Annotated in this window: 22 protein-coding genes; 17 read left to right on the top strand and 5 right to left on the bottom strand. The window is 70.3% G+C overall.

Going from position 1 to position 20,768, the window contains the following annotated elements; all coding sequences use genetic code 11:
* Positions 1-28: 28 nt before the first annotated feature.
* Positions 29-388, bottom strand: coding sequence for a MerR family transcriptional regulator (locus FRAAL_RS12890; protein WP_011604101.1), 360 nt, complete (start codon positions 386-388; stop codon positions 29-31).
* 470 nt (positions 389-858) lie between these two features.
* Here FRAAL_RS12890 and FRAAL_RS12885 point away from each other — a divergent pair, with 470 nt between their 5' ends.
* Positions 859-2,046, top strand: a complete 1,188-nt coding sequence (locus tag FRAAL_RS12885) for a DUF222 domain-containing protein (RefSeq protein WP_231861627.1) — start codon at positions 859-861, stop codon at positions 2,044-2,046.
* Between the two features lie 563 nt (positions 2,047-2,609).
* Here the strand turns inward: FRAAL_RS12885 and FRAAL_RS12880 are convergent.
* A complete protein-coding gene (locus tag FRAAL_RS12880; protein ID WP_041939259.1) occupies positions 2,610-3,044 on the bottom strand; it encodes a response regulator in 435 nt (144 codons plus the stop codon).
* Positions 3,045-3,628: 584 nt separating this feature from the next.
* On the opposite strand from FRAAL_RS12880, the gene FRAAL_RS12870 reads away from it, so the two are divergent.
* Positions 3,629-3,829: a hypothetical protein gene (locus tag FRAAL_RS12870; RefSeq protein WP_231861626.1), complete on the top strand. Its 201-nt coding sequence runs from the start codon at positions 3,629-3,631 to the stop codon at positions 3,827-3,829.
* Positions 3,830-4,217: 388 nt separating this feature from the next.
* The gene (locus FRAAL_RS12865) at positions 4,218-4,835 is read left to right on the top strand and encodes a recombinase family protein (protein WP_011604094.1); all 618 of its coding nucleotides are present in this window, start codon (positions 4,218-4,220) and stop codon (positions 4,833-4,835) included.
* Positions 4,836-5,545: 710 nt separating this feature from the next.
* Here FRAAL_RS12865 and FRAAL_RS12860 read toward each other — a convergent pair.
* Complete coding sequence (locus FRAAL_RS12860; protein ID WP_231861625.1) at positions 5,546-6,505, bottom strand: hypothetical protein; 960 nt, start codon at positions 6,503-6,505, stop codon at positions 5,546-5,548.
* Positions 6,506-7,279: 774 nt separating this feature from the next.
* Between FRAAL_RS12860 and FRAAL_RS33000 the strand changes: the two genes are divergently transcribed.
* The 8 genes from FRAAL_RS33000 to FRAAL_RS12820 all read left to right on the top strand — a co-directional run bounded on the left by FRAAL_RS33000 (position 7,280) and on the right by FRAAL_RS12820 (position 12,588).
* Positions 7,280-7,447 (top strand): hypothetical protein, encoded by a 168-nt coding sequence (locus FRAAL_RS33000; protein ID WP_157892082.1) that lies wholly within the window; start codon positions 7,280-7,282, stop codon positions 7,445-7,447.
* Positions 7,448-7,593: 146 nt separating this feature from the next.
* Positions 7,594-8,037: a hypothetical protein gene (locus FRAAL_RS12850; protein ID WP_011604091.1), complete on the top strand. Its 444-nt coding sequence runs from the start codon at positions 7,594-7,596 to the stop codon at positions 8,035-8,037.
* 77 nt (positions 8,038-8,114) lie between these two features.
* Positions 8,115-8,483 (top strand): hypothetical protein, encoded by a 369-nt coding sequence (locus FRAAL_RS12845; protein WP_011604090.1) that lies wholly within the window; start codon positions 8,115-8,117, stop codon positions 8,481-8,483.
* A complete protein-coding gene (locus tag FRAAL_RS12840) occupies positions 8,483-9,295 on the top strand; it encodes an SAM-dependent methyltransferase (RefSeq protein ID WP_011604089.1) in 813 nt (270 codons plus the stop codon). Before FRAAL_RS12845 ends, FRAAL_RS12840 begins: the two co-directional genes overlap by 1 nt.
* Positions 9,296-9,311: 16 nt before the next feature.
* On the top strand, positions 9,312-10,169 hold the full coding sequence (locus tag FRAAL_RS12835; protein WP_041939256.1) for a PHP domain-containing protein: 858 nt from the start codon (positions 9,312-9,314) through the stop codon (positions 10,167-10,169).
* Positions 10,170-10,269: 100 nt separating this feature from the next.
* Positions 10,270-10,587, top strand: coding sequence for a hypothetical protein (locus tag FRAAL_RS12830; RefSeq protein WP_011604087.1), 318 nt, complete (start codon positions 10,270-10,272; stop codon positions 10,585-10,587).
* Between the two features lie 19 nt (positions 10,588-10,606).
* Complete coding sequence (locus tag FRAAL_RS12825) at positions 10,607-11,461, top strand: radical SAM/SPASM domain-containing protein (protein WP_011604086.1); 855 nt, start codon at positions 10,607-10,609, stop codon at positions 11,459-11,461.
* On the top strand, positions 11,458-12,588 hold the full coding sequence (locus FRAAL_RS12820; RefSeq protein WP_041939254.1) for a methyltransferase domain-containing protein: 1,131 nt from the start codon (positions 11,458-11,460) through the stop codon (positions 12,586-12,588). Before FRAAL_RS12825 ends, FRAAL_RS12820 begins: the two co-directional genes overlap by 4 nt.
* A gap of 503 nt (positions 12,589-13,091) precedes the next feature.
* On the opposite strand, the gene FRAAL_RS35550 is transcribed toward FRAAL_RS12820, so the two are convergent.
* Both FRAAL_RS35550 and FRAAL_RS12810 read right to left on the bottom strand, forming a co-directional pair.
* On the bottom strand, positions 13,092-15,107 hold the full coding sequence (locus FRAAL_RS35550; RefSeq protein ID WP_041939253.1) for a serine/threonine-protein kinase: 2,016 nt from the start codon (positions 15,105-15,107) through the stop codon (positions 13,092-13,094).
* A gap of 310 nt (positions 15,108-15,417) precedes the next feature.
* Positions 15,418-15,972, bottom strand: a complete 555-nt coding sequence (locus FRAAL_RS12810) for a hypothetical protein (RefSeq protein ID WP_063822632.1) — start codon at positions 15,970-15,972, stop codon at positions 15,418-15,420.
* A 436-nt stretch (positions 15,973-16,408) separates the two neighbouring features.
* On the opposite strand from FRAAL_RS12810, the gene FRAAL_RS33750 reads away from it, so the two are divergent.
* The 6 genes from FRAAL_RS33750 (at position 16,409) to FRAAL_RS12780 (ending at position 20,750) form a co-directional block, all read left to right on the top strand.
* Positions 16,409-16,585 carry a hypothetical protein gene (locus FRAAL_RS33750; protein WP_173402689.1) on the top strand — a complete coding sequence of 59 codons (177 nt, stop codon included), beginning with the start codon at positions 16,409-16,411 and terminating at the stop codon, positions 16,583-16,585.
* A complete protein-coding gene (locus FRAAL_RS33545; protein ID WP_231861624.1) occupies positions 16,578-16,793 on the top strand; it encodes a hypothetical protein in 216 nt (71 codons plus the stop codon). The genes FRAAL_RS33750 and FRAAL_RS33545 overlap by 8 nt, the downstream gene beginning before the upstream one ends.
* Positions 16,794-16,805: 12 nt before the next feature.
* A complete protein-coding gene (locus tag FRAAL_RS12795; protein ID WP_041939252.1) occupies positions 16,806-17,147 on the top strand; it encodes a hypothetical protein in 342 nt (113 codons plus the stop codon).
* Between the two features lie 103 nt (positions 17,148-17,250).
* Positions 17,251-18,927, top strand: a complete 1,677-nt coding sequence (locus tag FRAAL_RS12790; RefSeq protein ID WP_011604079.1) for an FtsK/SpoIIIE domain-containing protein — start codon at positions 17,251-17,253, stop codon at positions 18,925-18,927.
* A gap of 141 nt (positions 18,928-19,068) precedes the next feature.
* Positions 19,069-20,445, top strand: a complete 1,377-nt coding sequence (locus tag FRAAL_RS12785) for a replication initiator (RefSeq protein ID WP_231861623.1) — start codon at positions 19,069-19,071, stop codon at positions 20,443-20,445.
* A gap of 86 nt (positions 20,446-20,531) precedes the next feature.
* The gene (locus FRAAL_RS12780) at positions 20,532-20,750 is read left to right on the top strand and encodes a hypothetical protein (protein ID WP_011604076.1); all 219 of its coding nucleotides are present in this window, start codon (positions 20,532-20,534) and stop codon (positions 20,748-20,750) included.
* Positions 20,751-20,768 lie beyond the last annotated feature (18 nt).

The raw sequence follows: 20,768 nt of genomic DNA, 5'->3' as shown, positions 1-20,768 counted from the left end.
GGGTCGTCATCGGGTCCTCATCGGGTCGTCATCGGGTGGGGCCGAGCCGGTGGGCCAGCCGGTCGCGTAGCGCGGTGAGGTCGGCGATGCGTTCCTCCAGGGCGTCCAGCCGTCGGACGGCCACCGCGAGCGCATCGGCGCAGGCGGGTCTGGGCTGGAACCGCTCCGGCAGCGGCTGGTCGAGCAGCGCAAGCAGGGACCGGAGGTCGTCGACGGTGAACCCGCTGGCGAGCAGGTGCCGGATGGTGCCGACGGTGGTGACGGCGCCGTCGTCGTACACGCGATAGCCCGCGCCGGTGCGACTCGGCCGCAGCAGGCCCTGCTCCTCGTAGTACCGCAGGGCGCGCGGGGTGGTGCCGGTCGCGCGCGCCAGCTCACCGATCTGCATCCACGTACCTCACTCCGCATCCACGACACGCCGCACCCACGACACGCCGCATCCACGACACGCCGCACCCACGACGGCTTGCCCATGTACGCATCGCGGACTCACACGGCCGCGTCGGCGGACGGGTCACCACGGTGGCGGTGGGGATCGCCAGGATGATTGTGCTCCTCGCGTCGCCGAGAGCGAGCTCCCTCCCCGAAGCGCCCCCGGCCCCCGACGACCGAGCCGGCAACCGAACGCGATGCCCACACGCCTCTCAGCTGGCACCCGACGAACGCCGGCCGACCGCGGGGGCAGTACCCCCCGTCGTGCATCGTTCGCCTACGGCTCGGTCACTCGGTGATCGATGAAACGAAGGTAGATGCGGTCAGGCGGTTCGACCGGGTGGTGGGTGGGTTCCCGTGTCGTCTCCGCCCACAGCGTACGAACAGGTGTTCGACATCCGGTGGATGTTGTTCTACCGTTACCCCATGGATCTCAACGACTTCGGGGACGGCCCTGACCCGCCGACCCGCCTCGCCACAATCTCCCGCCAGCTCGACGGGCTCCTCACCGCCCAGGCCTGGCAGCTGTCCGACACGGAGCTGGACGGGCTGCTCGAGGGGGTCTGCCGGCTGACCAGCCGCGTCGCCGCCGTCCGAGGGCTGCTGTTCGTCGAGGCCCAGAACCGCGGATTCGCCGTGCGCCACGGCGCCACCGACCTCACCGGCTGGCTCCGCGACCGGCTACGCCTGACCACCCGCGACGCCCGCCGCCAGGTCACCCTCGCCCACGACACCACCACCGTCCACACCGCCACCGGCACCGCGTTGGCCGACGGAACGATCACCGTCGAACAGGCGATGGTCATCAGCGACGCGCTACGCACCCTGCCCACCGCCACCACCCCCGACCAGCAGACCGCCGCCGAACAGGCCCTCCTACGCTTCGCCGACCAGTTCGACCCCCACCACCTGATCAAACTCGCCGCCCGCCTCCGCGAAACACTCACCACCACCGACACCTCCCCCGGCGGCGACGACCCCCACACCGACAGCCACACCGGCGAACACACCAACCCCAGCACCCGCACCACCGGCAGCGGCAGCGGCAGCGGCAGCGGCAGCGGCAGCGGCAGCGGCAGCGGCAGCGGCAGCGGCAGCGGCAGCGGCAGCGGCAGCGGCAGCGGCGGTGATGATGCCGGCAACGACGGCAGGAAAAAGCCGAGCCCGGACCCGGCGGACATCCGCCGGTTGACCCTGACCGACACCCCGACCGGCACCACCCTGATCAGCGGGGAACTCGATGCCGAAGGCGCCGCCCTGCTGCGCACCGCGTTGGACAGCCTCGCCGCCCCCCAACCCGCCGCCGACGGCACTCCCGACCGGCGCAGCCCCACCCGCCGCCGCGCCGACGCCCTCATCGACCTGGTCACCCGCGCGTTGGGTGCCGCGACCGTCCCCGAAAACGGCGGGGTACGCCCACATCTGACCGTCACCATCGACTGGAACACCCTGCTCGCCAGCGGTGCCAGCCCCGCCCTGACCAGCTGGGGACTTCCGCTGCCCCACAGCACCCTCGCCCGGCTCAGCTGCGACGCGGAGATCAGCCGGATCATCCTGGATCCCGACGGTGTCCCCCTCGACGTCGGACGATCCACCCGGGTCAAGCCGTTTTGACCCACTATCTCTGACCTGGGCGGATCCCTCCAGGAATGATCACGGACTGACGTCGACCTCCCGGAGCTCCCCGTGCACTGACTTCATGAGATACACCGAACTTTGTGATCGGTGTCACGTCTGCTACCGGTTGGCGCTTTCCAGGTCTGGTCGCGTTCGTCGGGGTCGCCGACTGTGTCTCACGTTGGTCCGTCTGGGCGACTGGGCTGCCCTAGCTGTGTGAGGTGCTGCGTTGCGTCGTCAACCCGCAGGTGTGTGCGGGTGGCCGCTGGGGTAGATGAGTCCCCGTCGGGGATCATGTGAGGGAGTGGGCGTGAGCTTGCTGGCCAGTCTGTTGCGAGACTTCGACAAAGATGATCGGGATTATCTGCTTGGTGTGATTGCCGCGAACGTTGCTGCGGATCGTGAGGCGGCCCTGGCCGGTGGGGCTCCGCGGCGTCAGGTGGACGTCGGCACCCGCTTCCGTGCCCGCCGATCGGCGCTCGGGCTGACGTCCCAGGCAGGGTCAGCGGCTGCTGATCGGCCCGTCACGTCTCGTGCGGTCGGCCCACGAGACGGCGGGGTCAGCGCGGGGCTAGACGTACCAGGTCAAGATAGAAGTCATCGATCGACTGCACTGCGTGTATGAACTCATCGAAGGTCTGCGGCTTACACACGTATGCGTTCGCGTGGAGCTGGTAGCTGGCGCGGACGTCTTCGGGAGCTTGTGATGTTGTCAGCATCACGACCGGGATCGTGCACAGGTCCGGGTCTTTCTTGATTGCTGCGAGGGTCTCCCGCCCGTCCATCCGGGGCATGTTGAGATCCAGAATGATCAGGTCCGGCCTGGGTTGGGCGGAGTCACGGAGGTAGGCGAGGGCTTCGAGTCCATCGCCGACGGGGTGGACGCGGGGTGCTTGCCCGCGGGACGCGAACGCTTCCTCGACCAACAGGACGTCTCCGGGATCGTCTTCGGCGAGCAAGACCTCGAACGAGCGACTCCCGAGCGTAGCGGCCATGGCTGCGTCCCATCGTGTGTTAATTGCCCCGCGGGGGCACAAATCATGCCATATCGGGTGCGGCCTCGGGGGTGGATGGCTTACGGCATCATAACTGTAGGTTACGTTCCCGTAGCTATCTGAGCTTTCGCCGGGATCGTTGGGACCTCGCCCTGCGGGACGCCTATCAACTGGAGCCGCGGTGCGGTGGGCGGAGGTCGGTTCGTGCTCCGCGTCCTGGGCGGCTGGCTAGCCATGCCGTGATGGTGCTGGTCCGCCAGCGTGGGCGGTCGGGTACCGATGCGTCGTCCGGCTCGGGTAGGCGTCCCTGGGCGCGGTAGCTGCGCAAGGTCGACGGTTGGATGCCGGCCATCTCGGCTATGCCGGCATAACCGATCAGCGGGTCGTCAACCACCAGGGAATACTAACGTTCACCCCAACTTTGCAGCGCAACGCGCTATTGTTGTGGGTGTTGGCGGTGTCGGGCGAGTGGGCCAACACGCACCCGACACCTAGATCACCACCTGAGTAGACAGAGGTGACCTGTGTCTAGTATTCCGTCGTCCGGTCGTGGCTGGCGTAACCCCTATGAAGGTCGGCCGTTCGTGACCCTGGTGCACTCGGGAGATGGTCTGTTCGACCTGACGATGACGTCGGGGGCTTCGCTGCGGGACCTCGTCGACGTGACGGCGACCCTTCCGCCGGTCCTCTTCGTGGATCATTGGCGGGCGAGTCTGGGGGACTCGGCGGTGGTCCTGCGGTTCCGGGCTCTGCCGGACCTCGGTCCGCTCCTCGGTGGCTTCTGATGGCGGGGTGGGTGCCGTGTGAAGTCCAGCCGGGCGCGGGGGTTTGGAACTCCTATCAGGAGTCGCTGTACCTCCTGCTGGCTGCCGCTCCGGCGGGACCGTCCGGGGCGCGGCTTCTGCGGTGTCTGCTGCGCTGCGACCCTCGGTCGGTCGTCGTCTTGGCAGACATGATCCGTAAGGCGCGTAGCGGGCGCTGACTGTGGCTCGGGCGGCCGGTGACCTCGATGGGGTTACCGGCCGTTCGGCGTATCTGCGCTGGTTAAACAACGTAAAGGAATCTTGCGATGGTGTAGGTACAGGGATGAAGACGGCCCGGACGGTGCGCCAACACCAACCCGGGCCTGAGTCCCACCACCTGATACAGACAGGGGCAGGACCTATGATTAGCATGCCACACGATCCGGTACGGGAAAGCGCGGAACGGGTTGACGGGTTCCTTGCGGCGGCGCGGGAGGCGCTGGTGAAAGCAGCGGTGGAGCTGGAAGACGGTCCGCTCGCGACCCCCACCACTGATCTTTTCACCCGATCGATTGCCGCTACACTGCGTAGCCTTTCCGGACTGGTCGGGATCGCGGGCGCCACGGAACAGGTCGACGTACTGGATGCGCTGGCGTACGGGATGCACGTCGCTCTGGAGGGCGTGCGTGAGGTAGCTCCGCACGTGCGGGCGTTGACCTTCGTCCGGGATGACGTCGACGCTGCCGAGCGTGCCGCGCAACGGGCGGTGTGCGCTGAGGTGTGCGCGGCGCGGGGCTGGTCGGTCGGGCCGGTGATCTATCAGGGGAGAGACGGGCTCCGGGGCTGGTGGACCGCGCTCCGGCTGGTACACGCGGGCTGTGACGTCGTCGTCGTCGACTCGCTTGACCGGCTGGGGTCGACGGAAGACGCGCGGATGTCGGTCCTGGCGCTCCTGGTCCGCCGCAACCTTCGCATCGTGGCGGCACGCGACGGTGTCGACACCGGTGATCCGGTCGGGCGGGCGCTGGTGGAATCCCTGATCGCCTGACGTAAAGCAAGGGTGAGTGAGCCCGGGTCCGGGGGTCGACAACGACACCGGGCCCGGGTTTTGATCTTCATATAGTTCGGGCTGAGCTGATCTCCTCCGTCGGTCGGGCGGCGTAGCCCTACCCCGGGTTCTCTCGTCCGTGCAAGGGCGCCAACGGCGCGGGCGAGCCTGCTGGGTGCTGTGCGTCCCTTGCGCGGGCGGGAGGTTCCGGGGTAGCCCTCGGGGGTCCGGGCGGCGGAGGCGATCAGCGGACGTGCCGCGCCTTCCCCCTCCTCCAGAGAGAGGGCCGGGGTTTGGGGCAGAGCCCCAACGAGACGAAGCGGGCCGGTTGTCGCTGGCGTCCTGGTGCTCATGGTCGGACCGGCGTGGGGCGTGACGCTCCGACGGGGCCGACGGGCCGACACACCCGCGGGGCCGACGCTCCGGTGGGGTGGGCCGCCCCCTGGGCGGCCCGGGGCCCCGCCGCGGGCGGCGAGTCCCGCGGGCGTGGCGCGCACGGCGGGCACGGCGTGTGCGGCAGGTCACACGCGCGCCGCAGGCGCGCCTTGAAACCCGTACAGAAAATTCGCGAGACCTCATGCTGTGATCTTGATTCCAGACCGTGGGCGGCTCTCCGTCTACGCCCGGTCTCGTACCGCGTCGACGGTAACCCCGCCACCGGCGGGAACGGGAGGGGAACAGCCGGATCTGTTACCAGCCCGGCGCTGGGGTCAGACCGCGGCGACCCGGCGGCCAAGCTCCTGCACCAGCGGCTCCGTCGTATACGGCCGGAGACGGAGCAGCAGGTCGGCCGCGCCGTGCGTTACGGTGGCGTTCGGCGCCTCGGCGATCGTGTCCAGGGCGGCGATACCCGCCGACGCAGCCGCGTCGGGTGCGGGCCGGTCGCCATCGAGATGCCCGCGGCCGATCGCGAGGTGTGCGAGGGCCTGACCTTGGCAGGCGCACGAACAACCGGTGGCCTGTATGCCATGCGTGATCGCGACCTTGCCACGGCCGGGAGCCCACGAGGCGGGGAGCGCAATGTATAGCTGTTCTTCGACGTCGTCCCAGGGCAGCGCCGCGTCTGGGCTGTCGGCAGCCCGCCGGGATGCCAGCATCACGGCGACCGCTTCCTCTGCGCGATAGTGATCACCGCTGACTGCGGCCGCTTCGGCGCCGTAGCCGGCAAGCCGCGCACGATCCGGCGGCGCCGCTTCTAGGAGGCCGCGGGCGGCGATGTCAGCAGCGGCCCCGGGCGTGCCGACGTCGAGAGCCATCCAGGACTGGAGGCCCGCGACTCGGGCGCGGAAGGCGCGGGCGTCCGCCAGACTCCCGTGGGGCTCTTCCACGGCGGCGGCGGCGTGCTGCTCGGCGATCCCCGCGAACGCACGGGCGAGGTCCGTCCGGCCGCCGAACTGGCTGACGCCGGCAAGTCCGGCGGCGAGCCTGCCAGCGAGCAGATTGAGACGGGTCACATGTTTTGCCTCTACTGCGCTCCTGAGCAGCCTGTTGGCTGATTTCCATGCCTCGCGCGCGGGGGGGAACAGGACGGCCGGGTCGGTGCTACACCGGTCCCGCTCAAGCGTTTTGAGCGCCTCTTCGACCTGCGCGAGATCGGCGACTGGTGGGCGTCCCACGCGAAATGCGTTGTCGACCTCGCCGATGTCGCCGAGCACGCCGGCAACGGCCATTCCTCCGATGAGCTGCCTGCGATCCGTCGCTCTCACCTCCCCTGTCCGGTCCACTGTCCGCCCCGGCAGTGGGGGTAGTCCACTCATCCCGGGAAATGCGCGGGCGGCCACCCGGGCGAGCTGGATCTCTTCGTCTTCGCGCTTGGCTTGGACCCAGGCGGCGAACACGCTCCCACCTGCGCGGAGACCTCGATCGAGTGCGATGATCGTCGACTCGGATGGGATAGCCCACACCCGGCCGCCAGGCTGACGCCCTTGGGCCGCGGCCCCGAACGCCTGGCGGGTCACGCCGGTCCTCCGCTCCATGTCCGACCAGTTCGCGTTCCGGCGCGCTTTCAGGTCGGCGATGTGGGCAACGAGCTGGTCGAGCGCGGGTCTCGGCTCCGGCCCTGGTCCAGTGTGCACGGCGGCTCCCCTCCACCCGGCCACGCTACGTGTCTGTATTTGCATTGCATGTGTGTGCCTGCATTGCGGGCTGTCTCTGACCTGGTGCGGAGTGTGTCATATCCCTACCGGCGGATGTGCCGGCCGACACCAACACGGGGAGGCACCGTTCTGCAACCGGAGATGTCCCACGAGGTGCCGGCTACCGCCGAGGGTGGCCGCCCCGACCGGGCCCCAGCAGATCCGCCCCTCGGAACAGGCGTTGAGCTGCGCCGGTCGTCGGTGGCGGTCACGCACACCACCGGGAGGGGACCGGAACCCGACCCTGCCCCCTCCCGGTGGCTGCCGTCCCGCCGGCCGGGGATCACCTGGCCCCGGCCGGCGACGGTCGTGACGGACGGCGAGGTCGTGACCTACGGCGTGCTGATCCTCACCCCGGACGGGCAGCCGCTCCGGGTGCTCACCGGGTGGCCGACGGTCCGGGATGCCGACCAGTTCGCCCGCGACCGGACCGGCGACTACCGGGTGGTGCCCCTGGAGCAGGTGCACCGCCCTTGAGTCCGCCACCAGCACCCCCCGAGCTGGCGGCACCCCACTGCCCTACCCGCGGCCCGCGGCCCTCCCGCGTGCGGGCCCAACGGCGTGCCCGCCGCTGCCGCCCGCCGCGGGTAGGGCAGCCACCCAATCCACATCTGGAGACGATCATGAACAGTTTGCTGTATGCCAGTGCGTTCGGGCTCGCCCCGGTCGGGGAGTTGTTCGCCCGGGAGCTGCACGCCGCGGGCCCGCTGCGGCTCCGCCCGGATCAGGTCACGGAGCTGGCCGAGACCTGCACCCGCTACACCGAGGAGTCGGACCGCATCCTGATGCAGATGGCGGCGCTCGCCGCATCGGCGTCCCACATCCTGGACGACGCGGACCTGCCGACCGAGGCCGAGGCTGCCGAAGTCGAGGCGCTGCTCGTGGAGAGGTCCCGGCTCCTCCTGGAGTGGGAGCGGACCTACGTGGCCCGACGTCTGGCAGGGCTCCGCGGACTCGACCGCGACCAGGTTGCCGAGGCCGCGACGCTGACCAGCGACCGGATGGCTGCGCTGATCCACGCCCAGCAGGGCGCCCCGATGGATGCCCTGGTGGCCGCCGGCCACTGACCCCCTGATCGCCTGCCCGCCCGCGCCGCGCCTGCAAACGCAGCGGGCGGGCAGGCCCCACCCCGAGGGGAGAGGCTATGATCCGCGCCGCGCCTGCGTGCGCCCCCGCGTGCCGGTTCGTCCGCGCCGACGGCGACGTTGTCGTCTCCTACCGGTACGCCGGCACCGTGCACGCGCTACTCCTGCCGGGCCCGGTGTGGACGGCGCTGGTGGATGAGGCCCGCCGTGACCGCCTCGCCCGGCTCGGGGAGACCTGGCAGCGGTGGGAGAGCGCCCTGGCAGTGGGCTGCCTGCGGCTGCATGAGGGTCACGTCGAGCTCATCCACGGACACGTCCGCGCCCGTCACGTTCGCCTACCCGCATCGGTTTGGGAGCAGATCGTTGCGGCGATGCGCTCCCACGCGCTCGATCATCTGTCCCCCATCACGACGACACCAGGATCATGATGACCAGCGTCCCCGCCCGGCCGGGCCTCGACCTCGACCTCGACCAGCCGCACTCGGCCCGCATGTATGACTACCTGCTCGGCGGGAAGGACAACTTCCCCGCTGACCGGGAGGCCGCCGGACAGGCCCTGTCGGTCTTCCCGAACCTGCGCACCGGCGCCCGCGCAAACCGGGCGTTCATGACCCGGGCGACCCGGTATCTGGCCGGCGAGGTTGGGATCCGCCAGTTCCTCGACGTCGGCACGGGCATCCCAACGTCCCCGAACCTGCACGAGATCGCCCAGGCCATCGCGCCGGAATCGCGCGTGGTCTACACCGACAACGACCCGATCGTGCTCGCGCACGCCCGCGCCCTGCTGACCAGCAGCCCGCAGGGACACACCGCCTACCTCGACGCCGACGTCCGCGACACCGACCGCATCCTCACGTCGCCCGAACTGCGCGACACCCTGGACCTCGACCGACCGGTGGCGCTGTCCCTGATCGCGGTCCTGCACTTCCTCGGCGACGAGGAGGCGGGCGCGACCGTGGCCAGCCTCATCGAGGCGCTGCCGTCGGGTAGCTACCTCGCGCTGTCGCACGCCACCGGCGAGTTCGACGACGACGCCGAACGCGCGGCGCTGTCCTACCGGACCCAGGGCATCCTCATGCTGCTGCGTCGCCACGACGAGGTCGCCCGGTTCTTCGACGGACTGGACCTGGTCGACCCGGGCGTTGCTCTGGTCCACCGCTGGCGGCCCGCCTCCGACGTGCCGGCCGACCTGACCGATGCGCAGGTCAGCGTCTACGGCGGTATCGCACGCAAACCTTGACCCGTGATTGGGAACGATGAGCATCGATCTGCACACCCACTCCACCGCGTCGGACGGCCTGATTCATCCCGAGGCCCTCATGCGGCTCGCCGTCGAGATGGCTCTGCTGGTCATCGCATTGACGGATCACGACACCTACAGGGGCATTGACGCCGCTGCCTCCGCGCTCCCGCCTGGGCTCACCCTGATTCCGGGGGTGGAGATCTCCTGTCAGACCCAGGTCGGAGAGGAGGAGCCGACGCTGCACCTTCTCGGCCTCCTGACGGACAGGGAATTCCGGCCGCTGGCCGACACGATGGTCCACACCGTGCAGAGCCGTGATAATCGGGCGCAAAAGATGGTCGAGAAGCTGGCCGAGGACGGCTACCGGATCACCTGGCCACAGGTCCAAGCACTGGCCGGCAACGCGACGGTCGGCAAACCGCACGTCGCGCGGGCACTGCTGAACGCCGGGGTCCTGGACAACGTCCGGGAGGCGTTCACCCCTCGCTGGTTCGGTCCCGGCGGCCCGTACCGGCTACGGAAAGAGCAGCCCGACGTCCTGACCGCGATCGAACTGGTACGTGACGCCGGAGGCGTGCCCATCCTCGCGCACCCCTTCGGGGAGGCGCGGGGAGCCGGGCTCACCGGCGAGCATCTGGAGCAGATGGCCCGCGCCGGCCTCGCCGGACTGGAAGTCGATCACCCGGAGCACGACGGCGCCGCCCGCCGGGAGCTCCGCGGCATCGCCGCCGACCTCGGGTTGATCGTGACCGGGTCGAGCGACTTCCACGGCAGCAGCAAGCCCCAGGGCCTCGCCGCCGAGACGACGAGCCGCGAGCAGTACGAACGGATCCTGGCCATCGCGACGGGCGCCAAGCCGATCGTCGCCTGAGATGATCCCGCGGGAAAGACAGATGCATCGACCCATGACTTGCGAGACCTGCCCGGGAGATTGCGATTTCGTCAGGCTCTCCCCAGAGGCACAGGAGGCGGTGCTGAACGAGGAGGATGAGGAGGATGAGGAGGAGCCACCATCATTTACCGGTGATGCCCGGGTTAATCCGGATTTGGCGATGTGGTGGCGGCCTAGTACAGCGCCGCCCGGCGCCCCCGCGATCGAGTTCGCGATCAATTCCGGTGGGCTGGCGTTCCGCCACTCTCAAGATCGCGCGACGGTGGTGCAGGCCGACTGGCCGGCGGTGCGTTCCCTTCTCGCCGACATCCTGACGATCCACCCTGATCTGATCAGCAGAACCTCCGGGCGTCCGTTTCCCTCGGGGATCGACCCGGACCGACCCGACCTGACCTGACGGAATCGGAGGAGCCGCCATGCCCCCCACCGCCACCCTCACCCGGACCGATCTTCTCTGGCTGGTGCTCACCGGCCGCTGCCAGCTCGCATGCGGCCACTGCTACGCCGAATCCGGCCCGACCGGGACGCACGGCACCATGACCAACGCCGACTGGCAGCGGGTGATCGACGATGCCGCGGCCAGCGGGGTCCGCAGGCTGAAGTTCATCGGCGGCGAGCCGACCCTGCACCCGGCGCTGCCCGACCTGGTCGGCCACGCGCTGACGGTCGGCGTCGAGGTCGAGATTTTCACGAACCTGGTGCACGTCCCGGACCGGCTGTGGCCGGTGTTCACCCGGCCGGGGGTAAGCCTGGCGACCAGCTACTACACCACCGACGCCACCGAGCATGACGGGATCACCGGCCGCAGGGGTTCGCACGCCCGGACCCGGCGGAACATCGTCGCCGCACTACGGCGGGGTATCCCGCTGCGTGTCGCCATCACCGGCGAGGGCGATTCCGCCGACCGCGCGCATGCCGAGCTGCTCGCCCTCGGGGTGCCGACCATCACCCGCGACCGGGTGCGTGCCGTCGGCCGGGCGGCCCCCGCGGGAGCCGTCCCCGACCCCGGGGAGCTGTGCGGTCGATGCGGGCACGGCCGCGCGGCAGTCCAGCCTGACGGCACGCTCACGCCGTGCATCATGAGCAGCGGGCTCGACGGCGGCAACGTCAAGAGGGCCCCCTTGGCGGAGCTCCTGGCCGGTCAGCGGTGGCGGGACGCGGTGAGCTCGGTGCCCCGGACCCGGACGGCCGTGGACGGGTGCACGCCGGACGACAGCAACGACTGTGGCCCCTCCGGCGAAACGGCGTGCCAGCCGGACTACGACTCATGACATCGGACCCCTGGGCGACCCACGCCCGCGCGCTAGCGAACAGGGTCAGCCATCCCGGTTCCCGCTGGTACCCGGCGATCGCCGGCACCCCGCGGCACGAGTTCGTGCCCGCCTGGTGGGTGCAGAGCCGCGGCGAGTGGGTTCTGCGCAGCGGGCCGCTCGCGGATGCCTACGCCGATCGGTCGCTCGTCACTCGCGTCGGCACGCTCCACGCCGACCACGCGGCCAAGGGCGATCATCCCCGTGGGCGGTCAACATCGTCGTCGACCCTGCCGGGCCTGGTCCTACGCATGTACCAGCATGCCCAGCTCGGCCGGGGCCTGCACATCGCCGACATCGGCACCGGGTCCGGGTACGGCGCCGCGCTGCTCGCCCTCCGGTACGGCAATGATCATGTCACCACCATGGACGTCGACCCCTATCTCGTCGACGTCGCCGCGCAGCGCCTTGCCGCCCTCGATCTGCACCCCACCGTCCTGGAGGTGGACGCCACCGGCCCGCTGCCGGGCGAGTACGACCGGATCGTCTCCATGGTCTCGGTCCGGTCGATCCCCCCGAGTTGGCTGACCGCGCTGCGTCCCGGCGGCCGGCTCGTCACCACCATCACCGGCACCTGGATGATCCTCACCGTGACGCGGACCCCGAATGGGGTCGTGGGCCAGGTCGAACGGGACTGGGCCGGTTTCATGGGCGCCCGCAGCGGCCCCGACTACCCCCCGTCGGCCGTCGATTTCGGCCTGCTCGCTGTGGTCGACGGCGAGCATGTTGGAACCGGTCGATACCCGGTGATCGACGTCGCGGAGATGCCGGAGCTCGGCACGATGTATGCGCTGGCGGTCCCCGACGTGCAACATCGCTACCGTCGCGCCCGCGACGGACAGCAGACTGCGATCATGACCCACCCGGATGGGTCATGGGCACGGGCCACCGCGTACGGCACCGAGGCCCCATCAGTGCACCAAGGCGGGCCCCGCCGGCTGTGGGACATGCTCGACGACGTGCGTGACGACTGGGCCCGGCGGGGATGGACCCCGTGGCTCGGCGCCCGCGCGACGGTCGACGACGACGGCACGATCCGACTCACCTCCGGAGCCTGGAGAGCCACCATCGCCGCCTCGGCGCCCTGACCGCGGCTGGCCATCCCCCTGTTCCTCTCGTCATCCGGCCGGCGGCGTTCCCGCGGCGATCCCGTGCACGCCGGCCGGATGACGAGGGCTACCCTGCGCCGGGCGTCTTGATGTGGTGTGGGTACGCGGGCAGGGTGCGTTTTCGTGGTCTGGTGGGAGGGCTGATGCCTCGGGCGTGTTCGTGAACAGTGGCGCTCTGGTCTCTGCCACGCGTATCGGCGGCGAGATGCAGGGTGGATCGGGACGTTGCCGGCGCGGTGGTCAGTCGGGTGTTGGAAACTGCTGACGGGTTTGGCAGCGACTTGCAGAACACCGGAGGGTCTGGCCGGTATCTCGATGGCTGGTGATGCGGGGCCGACTATCGGAACCGCGGTCATCGGTTGCCCTCATCGCAGGCTGGAAAGCTCTCCGTGGACATGGTCTGTTGCTTCGGCGCGGTGCGTGTGGTCGGTGTAGCTGTCGACGGCGGCGGTGTGGTTCGACATCTCGCGTCGTTGTTTCGTTCACGAGGGAGTGGAAGGTTCTCCGACTGATGGTGAGGTGACGCTGAGAGTTGGGGGGCAGGGGGGCTGATAGGGAGTATGAGGGAGGTATCGGGTCCATTCGGCGGGGGTGAGCTGGCCGTTCGCGGTGGTGCAGGCGCGCCGGTAGAGGCTGGTGGGGTTGAGGTCCCAGAGTCGTGCGGTGCTGTCGTCGCCTGCGGTGAGGATGTGGCTGCTGTCGGGGGTGAAGGTGACGTCGCGGATGGCGGCGGTGTGTGTGTTGAGGGTGGCGAGTGGGTGTGGGTTGTGGGGGTCGGTGAGGGTCCACAGGTGCAGAGCGCCGGTGGCGTCGGTGGTGGCAAGGAGGGTGCCGGCCTGGTTGAAGGCGGCGGCGGTGGCAGCGTCGGTGAGCCCGGTGAGGTCGGTGAGGCTGCCGGTTCGTCGTGTGGTGAGGGTGGTGAGGGGTTCGGGGGTGGTGGGGTGGCTGATGTTCCAGAGGCTGATGGTGCCGTCGACGCCCGCGGTGGCGAGGGTGTGTCCGTCGGGGCTGACGGCGAGGTTGGTGGGGTTGCTGGTGGGGGTGATGCGGGCGAGGGGCTGGGGGGTGTGGGGGTTGGTGAGGTCCCAGAGGCGGGCGGTGCCGTCGGTGCTGGCGGTCGCGATGATGTTGCTGTTCGGGATGGGTTGGGCGGTGGCGGCGTCGTCGTGGGCGTGGACGGTGGCGAGGGTGGTGAGGTGGGCGGGGTCGGTGATGTCAAGGGTGAACAGGTCCCCGGTGCTGGTGGTGAGGGTGAGGGTGCTGGTGGGGGTGAAGATGGCGGCGATGGGATGGCCAGCGTTTTGGAGGGTGTAGGTGCCGGCGGGGGTCGGGTTGGCTCGGTCGTGGGTGTTCCAGAGGTGGAGGGTGTTGTCCTTGCTGGTGGTGGCGGCGAGGGTGGCGGGTGGGTTGAGGCTGATGGCGGTGACGGCGGCGGTGTGGGGCAAGGTGGCGAGGATGGTGGGGTGGTCGCTGGGGGTGGTGAGGTCCCAGAGGCGGGCGGTCTGGTCTGTGCTGCTGGTGGCGAGCGTCCGTCCGTCGGCGGTGATGACGGCGGTGGTGATGGGTCCGGCGTGTCCGGCTGTGCTGAGTGGTGGTAGCCGTCCGGCGGTGGTGGAGAGCAGGGTGTTGGCGCTGGTGGCGGGGTTGAGGTGCCAGGCGGCGACGGCAAGTCGTTCGGCGAGGGCCGGGTCGGTGTCCTGCGCGGTGGCTGCGGTGGCGAGGGTGCGGGCGGCGGTGGCGTGCTGGGCGGCGGTGAGGGTGTGTTTTCCGGTGTGGTGCTCGGCGTCCAGGGCGAAGGCGGTGGCGAGGATGGTGACGGCGGCGGCGACGGAGCCGGCGATGAGGGTGCGGCGTCGGCGGGGTGGTGGCGTGCTGGCGGGGGCGTGCGGGTTCGGGGGTGTGGGCGGTCGGGCGCGGAGGTTCGGGGGGTTGAGGGGTCGGGTGAGGTCGGGTACCCATCGGTGGCTGGTGGCGTCGTGGCTGGGGTGGGGCTGGGGGATCGTGGTGGAGACGGGTCCGGTGAGCTGGCGGTAAAGGTGTTCGGCGGTTGGCCGGTTCTCCGGCTGTTTGGCCATGGCGGCGGTGACGGCGCTGCGTAGGGGTTCGGGGAGTCGGTGGAGGTGGGCGGGGTGTTCGTGGCGGATGCGATGTGGGAGGAGCGCGGCGGGTTCGCTCGGGAACGGTGGGGTGCGGGTGGCGGCGTAGAGGACGACTCCACCCCAGGCGAAGACGTCCATGGCTGGGCTGGGTGGGGCTGCGTCGAATGCCTCGGGCGCCATGAATTCGGGCGTGCCGATCTGTTCGACGGTGAGCATGGTCATGTCGCGGGCGGTGGCGATCCCGAAGTCGATGACGCGTGCCCCGGTCGGGGAGAGGATGACGTTGCTGGGTTTGAGGTCGCGGTGGACGACGCCGGCGCCGTGGATGACGGCGAGGGCGGTGGCGATGTTGACGGCGACCTGTTCGAGTTCGGCGCCTTTGAGCGGGGTGGTGCGCACGGCTCTGCTGAGGGTGGGGCCGGGGACGTAGTCGGTGACGAGGTAGGGGGGGTTGCCGTCGGGGTCGGCGTCGCGGACGGCGGCGGTGCAGAACCGGGCACGCGGCGTGCGGCGGTGACTTCGCGGCGGAAGCGGTCGCGGAACATCGGGTTGCCGGTGACCTCGGGGCGGATGACTTTCACGGCCACCGGGTCGCCGGTGGGGTCGCTGGCGAGGTAGACCATGCCCATCCCGCCGAATCCGAGGCGGCCGCGCAGCGTGTAGACGCCGATGTGGGTGGGGTCGTCGACGCGCAACGGTTCGGGGCTGGTCACGGCCGTTCGGCGGGGGGTTCGCGGCGGGGCGGTGTCGGGGCGGCCGGTGTGGTGGCGGGGCGGGGTCGGTAGCTGGTGGCCGGTGGCGGCGGGGGCAGGACGGCGGGGTCACGGTACCGGTAGGGGTCGGTGGCGGTGCGTCCCTCCCGGCGGCGGAGCTGCTGGTCCAGTTCCATCGCCAGCGCGAGAGACATTGGTTCGAGCTCGCTGCGGGTGAACCAGTCGGCGGAGATGCCGTGCTGCTGGGCGGCGGCTTCCTTGCGCGCGGTGATCCCCCTGTCCCGGCCGGGTGGAGCGGACACCAGGCCCAGCATGATGGCGGCGGCGTCGGCGCGGGGGCTGGTGAGCGCGTCTACCGCGGTGACGATCATCCGGTGGGCGGTGCGGGCCCGCTGGTGCTCACTGGCCTGTCCGTCGGCGGGGACCAGCAGGTCGAGCAACGGTCGAACTTCGGCATTCGACGCGAGGTCGGCGGCGTGCGGGATGCCGCGCTTGTAGGCAGCGGCAAGGCAGGCACGTAGCGCCTCTGTGCGATCACCTTCGATGGTCATCGGCGGGTGGGTCCTTCCTGGTCGTCCCTGACCCGCGGCTCCGGTTCCACTGCGGGTCTGGTCCGGTGTGGCTGCGCCGGGTGTGCTCCGGGTCGGGTCCGTGTGGAGTCCGGTTCTGCTCCGCATCCACATGGTCACCCGTGATCGGGTGGTGACACTGTGCCGGCTAAGGCCGGTTGGGTGACGGTTGAGGCGCCCGGTCCGCGTGTACTCCGTGCCCGGTCCGTGACTGCGCTGTGCGGGGTGCTCCGTGTGCAGTCCGGGGCTGGTCCGGTTCGGCGTGCCGTGTACACCGCTTTCAATGCCGGGTAATTCCGCGGAATAACCGGCTGTGGAACCTTCTCGACAGGCGGCGGGCGGGGCAGAGTGGGTGGCGCCGGAACGTTTCCGCTTCCCGGCCTTCCCGTTTCCACCCGCTTTGTTCTGGGGGTCTGCCGTGCCTCGATACTACGTGCGCCGGTCGTATGGTTTCACGTTCTGGGTGTTCCTGTTCTGGGCGCTCTACCTGGGCCTGTTCTTCCTGTCGTCGGCGGGGACCTGGGCGGCGGTCATCGCGGTCGGGCTGATCGTCGCTGCGGTGTTCTGGATCGTCGCGAAGGTGACCCGTGGCTGAGGGCACCCCGAACCATCACACGAGCATGGTGGCGGTCCTTGCGCTGGGCGCGTGGATGGCGGCGCTGTTCTCGCTGGGGTTCGGCATCACGGTCGGCGTCGCGCTGCTCGACCGAACCCCTACTTCTCCGCCGATGGTGTCGTGTCCGTCGGCCGACTATCACCCGACAATTTTCGGATCCGTGCGCCCGTGCGGTTCTCACGGTTAAGGAGCAACTGTTATGCGTGTGATTCCGGTGAACGAGACGTTGTTGACGAACGTGGTGGCCGTGTCGGCGGCGGCCCCGGACGTGGACCTGGACGGTAAGCCGAAAGCGAACCGGGACGGCCTGCCGGTGCACGTGGTGCAGGTCGCGGTGACCTACAACGGCGACGCGTCCCTGCTGAAGGTGAAGGTGGCCGGTGAGGCGCCGAAGGTGAGCGTCGGCACCCCGGTGACGCTGGTCGGCCTGACTGGCACGCAGTGGGCGATGACGGACCGCCATGGCATCTCGTGGAGCGCGCGGGAGATCCGGCCTGTGTCGGCGCCGGCCGCGGTGGGACCGCCGGCCGGTAAGAACTAGACCCCTTTTCCCGCAGGTCCGGGGGGGTGGTGGTGCCGTGACCTCGCACCACCACCCCCCCTTTTTTGTCGTCGGGTGAGGTCGGGAAGGGGGTGCGGTCAGGATGGCCGTGCTCAAGATTCGTCGGGGACGGCTGCGGCCGGACCAGTACCGGCTTGCGTTGCGTCCCTCGGTGGTGGAGCTGCTGGTCCGTCATGTCGGTCGGCATGTGTGGGGTTGGCGGCGTGAGGCGTTGACGCTGGTCGCGGTCATGCTGGTGTACCGGCGGTGCCTCCTGCTGATGGGGCCGGCGGGCGGTCGGTGGTTGTTCCTCGCGTTGCTGGTCGTCGTCGCGGTGGTGCCGGTGACCCGGCGGGCGGCGTTGGGTTGGCTGCTTGGTGGGCGGCTTCGACGGCGGTGGGCGGCGGCGTGCCGGGCGTGCCGGCTGGAGACCCCCGGCCGGATCGTGGGGCGCACTCCGCGTGTCCGCCGGGCGCGGCGCGGTGCGGCCGGCTGGTACATCCGGATCACTCTCACGGCCGGTCAGTCCGTCGATGACCTGCATCAGGTGGCGGGCCGGTTGACCTCGACGCTGAAACTGCGGGAACTGCGTATCTCCCCTGATCTGGACCGCGCCGATCGGGTCGGGCTGGTACTGGTCCGCCGGGAAGTCCTCGGCCGTCCGGTCCGCGCGGACCTGCTGCCGCCGGGTGATCCCGGGGACCTGGACCGGCTGCCGGTCGGCGCGCGGGAAGACGGCACGGCGTGGCTGTTGCCGCTGCGCGGCTCGCATGTCCTCGTTGCCGGGGCGACCGGTGCCGGTAAGGGCTCGGTGTTGTGGTCGATCGTGCGGGCGTTGGCCCCGGCGATCCGCGCGGGCCTGGTCGAGGTGTGGGCCTGCGATCCGAAAGGCGGTATGGAACTCGGTTTCGGGGAGCCGTTGTTCGAGCGGTTCGCGGTCGACGTCGACAGCATCAACGATCTTCTTGCCGACGCTGTGCGGACCATGAACCGGCGTACGGGGCGGCTACGCGGGGTGTCCCGGCTGCATACGCCTTCGCCCGGCGATCCCCTCGTTGTGGTGTTGGTCGACGAAATCGCTTCGCTGACGGCCTATGTGGCTGATGCGGAGCGTAAAAAGCAGATCGGCGCGAACCTGTCGTTGCTGCTGAGTCAGGGGCGGGCGGCTGGGGTGGTGGTCGTCGGCGCGGTGCAGGACCCGAGGAAAGAGGTGCTGCCGCTGCGGGACCTGTTCCCGGTGCGGGTCGCGCTGCGCATGACTGAAAAGGGGCAGGCGGACATGGTGCTGGGCGGCGGGGCCCACGACCGCGGGGCGGTGTGTGAACGGATTCCCCGTAGCCTTCCCGGCGTCGGCTATGTCCTGGTCGATGGCGACCCGACCCCGGTGCGGGTGCGGGCGGGGTGGTTGACCGACGACGACATTCGAGCCATGGCCACCCAGCAGCGGCAACCGGCCACCCCACCCCCGCCACCCCCGCCACCCCCGCCACCCCCGTCGCGCCCGGGTCCTCCGCCAGCGCCACGGGCCCCCGGCTGGACTCCCGACCTGCCGTGCGCTGCGGGCCCGACCACCCCACCCGTCCGGCCCCCCGCGTCTCGTCCCCGGCCGGCGGCGACCGAAGGGTATGGGGACGGGGATGGGCCGACTATCCCGCTGCGCGGCTGGGTGTTGCCTCCGCCTCCGGCGCCGCGACTGATTCCGCCGCCTGCGCTCGATGACGGGAGTCCGGCTGCTGAGGCGGCCTGGCGCGCATGGGAAGCCCAGCTCCGCCGCCGCTGACACGGCGTTACCTGCCGGGATCGCCCCGGCCCCGCTGCCTCCGTTCGCCCCCGGTCGTACCTCGTGGGACACCGGGGCGCTGAACCCTGCCCCCGCGAGGTACTTACAGTGACAGTCGAACTACCGTCTGACGATCGACGGGTGGCGGGTGGCTGCTCGTCGCCTATCCGGCTCAAGGGCCATACCGACCATGTGGATCGGGCGTCGGGTGAGGTGCGCCGGGCGTTCTCCTCGGCGGGGCAGCCGGGCCGTGTGGCGCATGTGCGGTGTAACAACCGGCGGGAGTCGGTATGTCCGGCGTGTTCGCAGACGTACAAGCGGGACGCGCGGCGGCTGGTGCTGGCCGGGTTGACGGGCGGTGACGGCCTACCCGCCCATGTCGTGGACCATCCGGCGCTGTTCGTGACGTTGACCGCGCCGAGCTTTGGGCCGGTGCATTCCCGGCGGAGCAAGGGCAAGAACGGGCAGGCGCGGGCGTGCCGGCCCCGGCGGGGAACCTGTCCGCATGGTCGGCCGGCGGGCTGCCACGCCCGGCACGGCGACGGTGACCGCCAGCTCGGTACACCGCTGTGCGCGGACTGCTTCGACTATGCCGGGGCGGTGGTGTGGAACGCCATGCTGCCGATGTTGTGGAAGGTCACGCGTGACCGGCTCGAAAGCGGCCTGGCGGCGGCGTCGGGCCGGTCGGTCGCGGCGCTGCGCCGCGAACTGCGGGTGACGTTCGTGAAGGCGGCGGAGATGCAGGCCCGCGGGCTGGTGCACCTGCACGTGGTCATCCGCGTGGACGGGCGCGGTGCAACCGCGGAGGACATCGTTGCTCCACCTGGCTGGGCCACCGGCGCCCTGGTCGCGGACTGCCTGCGTGACGTCACGGCCAGCGTCACCGTCGACGCACCGGACCCGGCAGACCCGGCCGGTGTGGTCCCGGTCCGTTGGGGTGCGCAGATGGATGTGCGGGCGCTCGCAATCGACGGGCCCGACACCTCCGGCAAGATCGCGAACTACTTGGCAAAGTACCTGACGAAAAGTGTGACCGGCTCCGGGCTGCTGGATCGGCCGGTACGTAGCCTCGTGCACCTCGCCGGGCTCGTTCTCGATCCGCATGCGCGGCGGATGGTCGAAACCTGCTGGTCCCTCGGCGCGGTCGAGGGCTTCGCGGCGGTACTCGACGATGCGGCCGGTCGTAAGCCTGGGCGGCTGCCTGGGCTGCATCGCTGGTCCCACGGGTTCGGTTTCGGCGGCCACTGGATCACCAAGTCGAGGCGATACAGCACGACGTTCGGGGCGCTGCGCGGGGCCCGTCGGGTCTACGCGCGCACCGTGGCGGCGGTGCTCTCCGGTGGTCTGCCCGTCGATGCGTTCGGGCGGCCGGACGGGGATCCTCGCACTGTCGTCATCGGGGCCTGGACGTACGCGGGTCGGGGTTCGGGGGGTGCGTCCGATTCCACCGGGCCGCCTCCGGACGATCCGTCACGGGCGGCTGTTCGGGTGCCTGGCTCGTGGCGGGCCGGGTCATGAGTGGCGTAGCCGCGATGCTTCCGTTTGACGACTGGCAAGCAGATAGCGGCCCGGTAGACACGTCCCCGGTGTTGGCCGTGCCAGCGATGAGTACCGAAGGTTCCGATCCGCCCGCGAACGCCCGCCACGGGGGCAAGGTGATCACCCGGGATGCCGCGGTGGCAGAGGTGGGTGGGCGGGCTACCGGGGAGCGTGAGGCGGCGGAGCGGGCGGCGCATCTGGCCCGGGTGTGTGCCTCCTTCCCGACGAAGATCAGTGAACGGTCGGCTGTCCGGCTCGCGCGGCTGCTGGCGTCCGACGGCTGAGGTCGCCCGGTGCCGGAC

Source organism: Frankia alni ACN14a, assembly GCF_000058485.1.
Lineage (GTDB): Bacteria > Actinomycetota > Actinomycetes > Frankiales > Frankiaceae > Frankia > Frankia alni.
Note: the sequence above shows the minus strand (reverse complement) of the source record. Positions and strands in the feature narration are given on the sequence as shown.

Bases quoted from the DNA above. Each gene is read 5' to 3' on its own strand.
- FRAAL_RS12890 (WP_011604101.1), bottom strand. From the start codon at position 388: ATGCAGATCGGTGAGCTGGCGCGCGCGACCGGCACCACCCCGCGCGCC.
- FRAAL_RS12885 (WP_231861627.1), top strand. From the start codon at position 859: ATGGATCTCAACGACTTCGGGGACGGCCCTGACCCGCCGACCCGCCTC.
- FRAAL_RS12880 (WP_041939259.1), bottom strand. From the start codon at position 3,044: ATGGCCGCTACGCTCGGGAGTCGCTCGTTCGAGGTCTTGCTCGCCGAA.
- FRAAL_RS12865 (WP_011604094.1), top strand. From the start codon at position 4,218: ATGCCACACGATCCGGTACGGGAAAGCGCGGAACGGGTTGACGGGTTC.
- FRAAL_RS12860 (WP_231861625.1), bottom strand. From the start codon at position 6,505: ATGGCCGTTGCCGGCGTGCTCGGCGACATCGGCGAGGTCGACAACGCA.
- FRAAL_RS12850 (WP_011604091.1), top strand. From the start codon at position 7,594: ATGAACAGTTTGCTGTATGCCAGTGCGTTCGGGCTCGCCCCGGTCGGG.
- FRAAL_RS12845 (WP_011604090.1), top strand. From the start codon at position 8,115: ATGATCCGCGCCGCGCCTGCGTGCGCCCCCGCGTGCCGGTTCGTCCGC.
- FRAAL_RS12840 (WP_011604089.1), top strand. From the start codon at position 8,483: ATGACCAGCGTCCCCGCCCGGCCGGGCCTCGACCTCGACCTCGACCAG.
- FRAAL_RS12835 (WP_041939256.1), top strand. From the start codon at position 9,312: ATGAGCATCGATCTGCACACCCACTCCACCGCGTCGGACGGCCTGATT.
- FRAAL_RS12825 (WP_011604086.1), top strand. From the start codon at position 10,607: ATGCCCCCCACCGCCACCCTCACCCGGACCGATCTTCTCTGGCTGGTG.
- FRAAL_RS12820 (WP_041939254.1), top strand. From the start codon at position 11,458: ATGACATCGGACCCCTGGGCGACCCACGCCCGCGCGCTAGCGAACAGG.
- FRAAL_RS12810 (WP_063822632.1), bottom strand. From the start codon at position 15,972: ATGACCATCGAAGGTGATCGCACAGAGGCGCTACGTGCCTGCCTTGCC.
- FRAAL_RS12795 (WP_041939252.1), top strand. From the start codon at position 16,806: ATGCGTGTGATTCCGGTGAACGAGACGTTGTTGACGAACGTGGTGGCC.
- FRAAL_RS12790 (WP_011604079.1), top strand. From the start codon at position 17,251: ATGGCCGTGCTCAAGATTCGTCGGGGACGGCTGCGGCCGGACCAGTAC.
- FRAAL_RS12780 (WP_011604076.1), top strand. From the start codon at position 20,532: ATGAGTACCGAAGGTTCCGATCCGCCCGCGAACGCCCGCCACGGGGGC.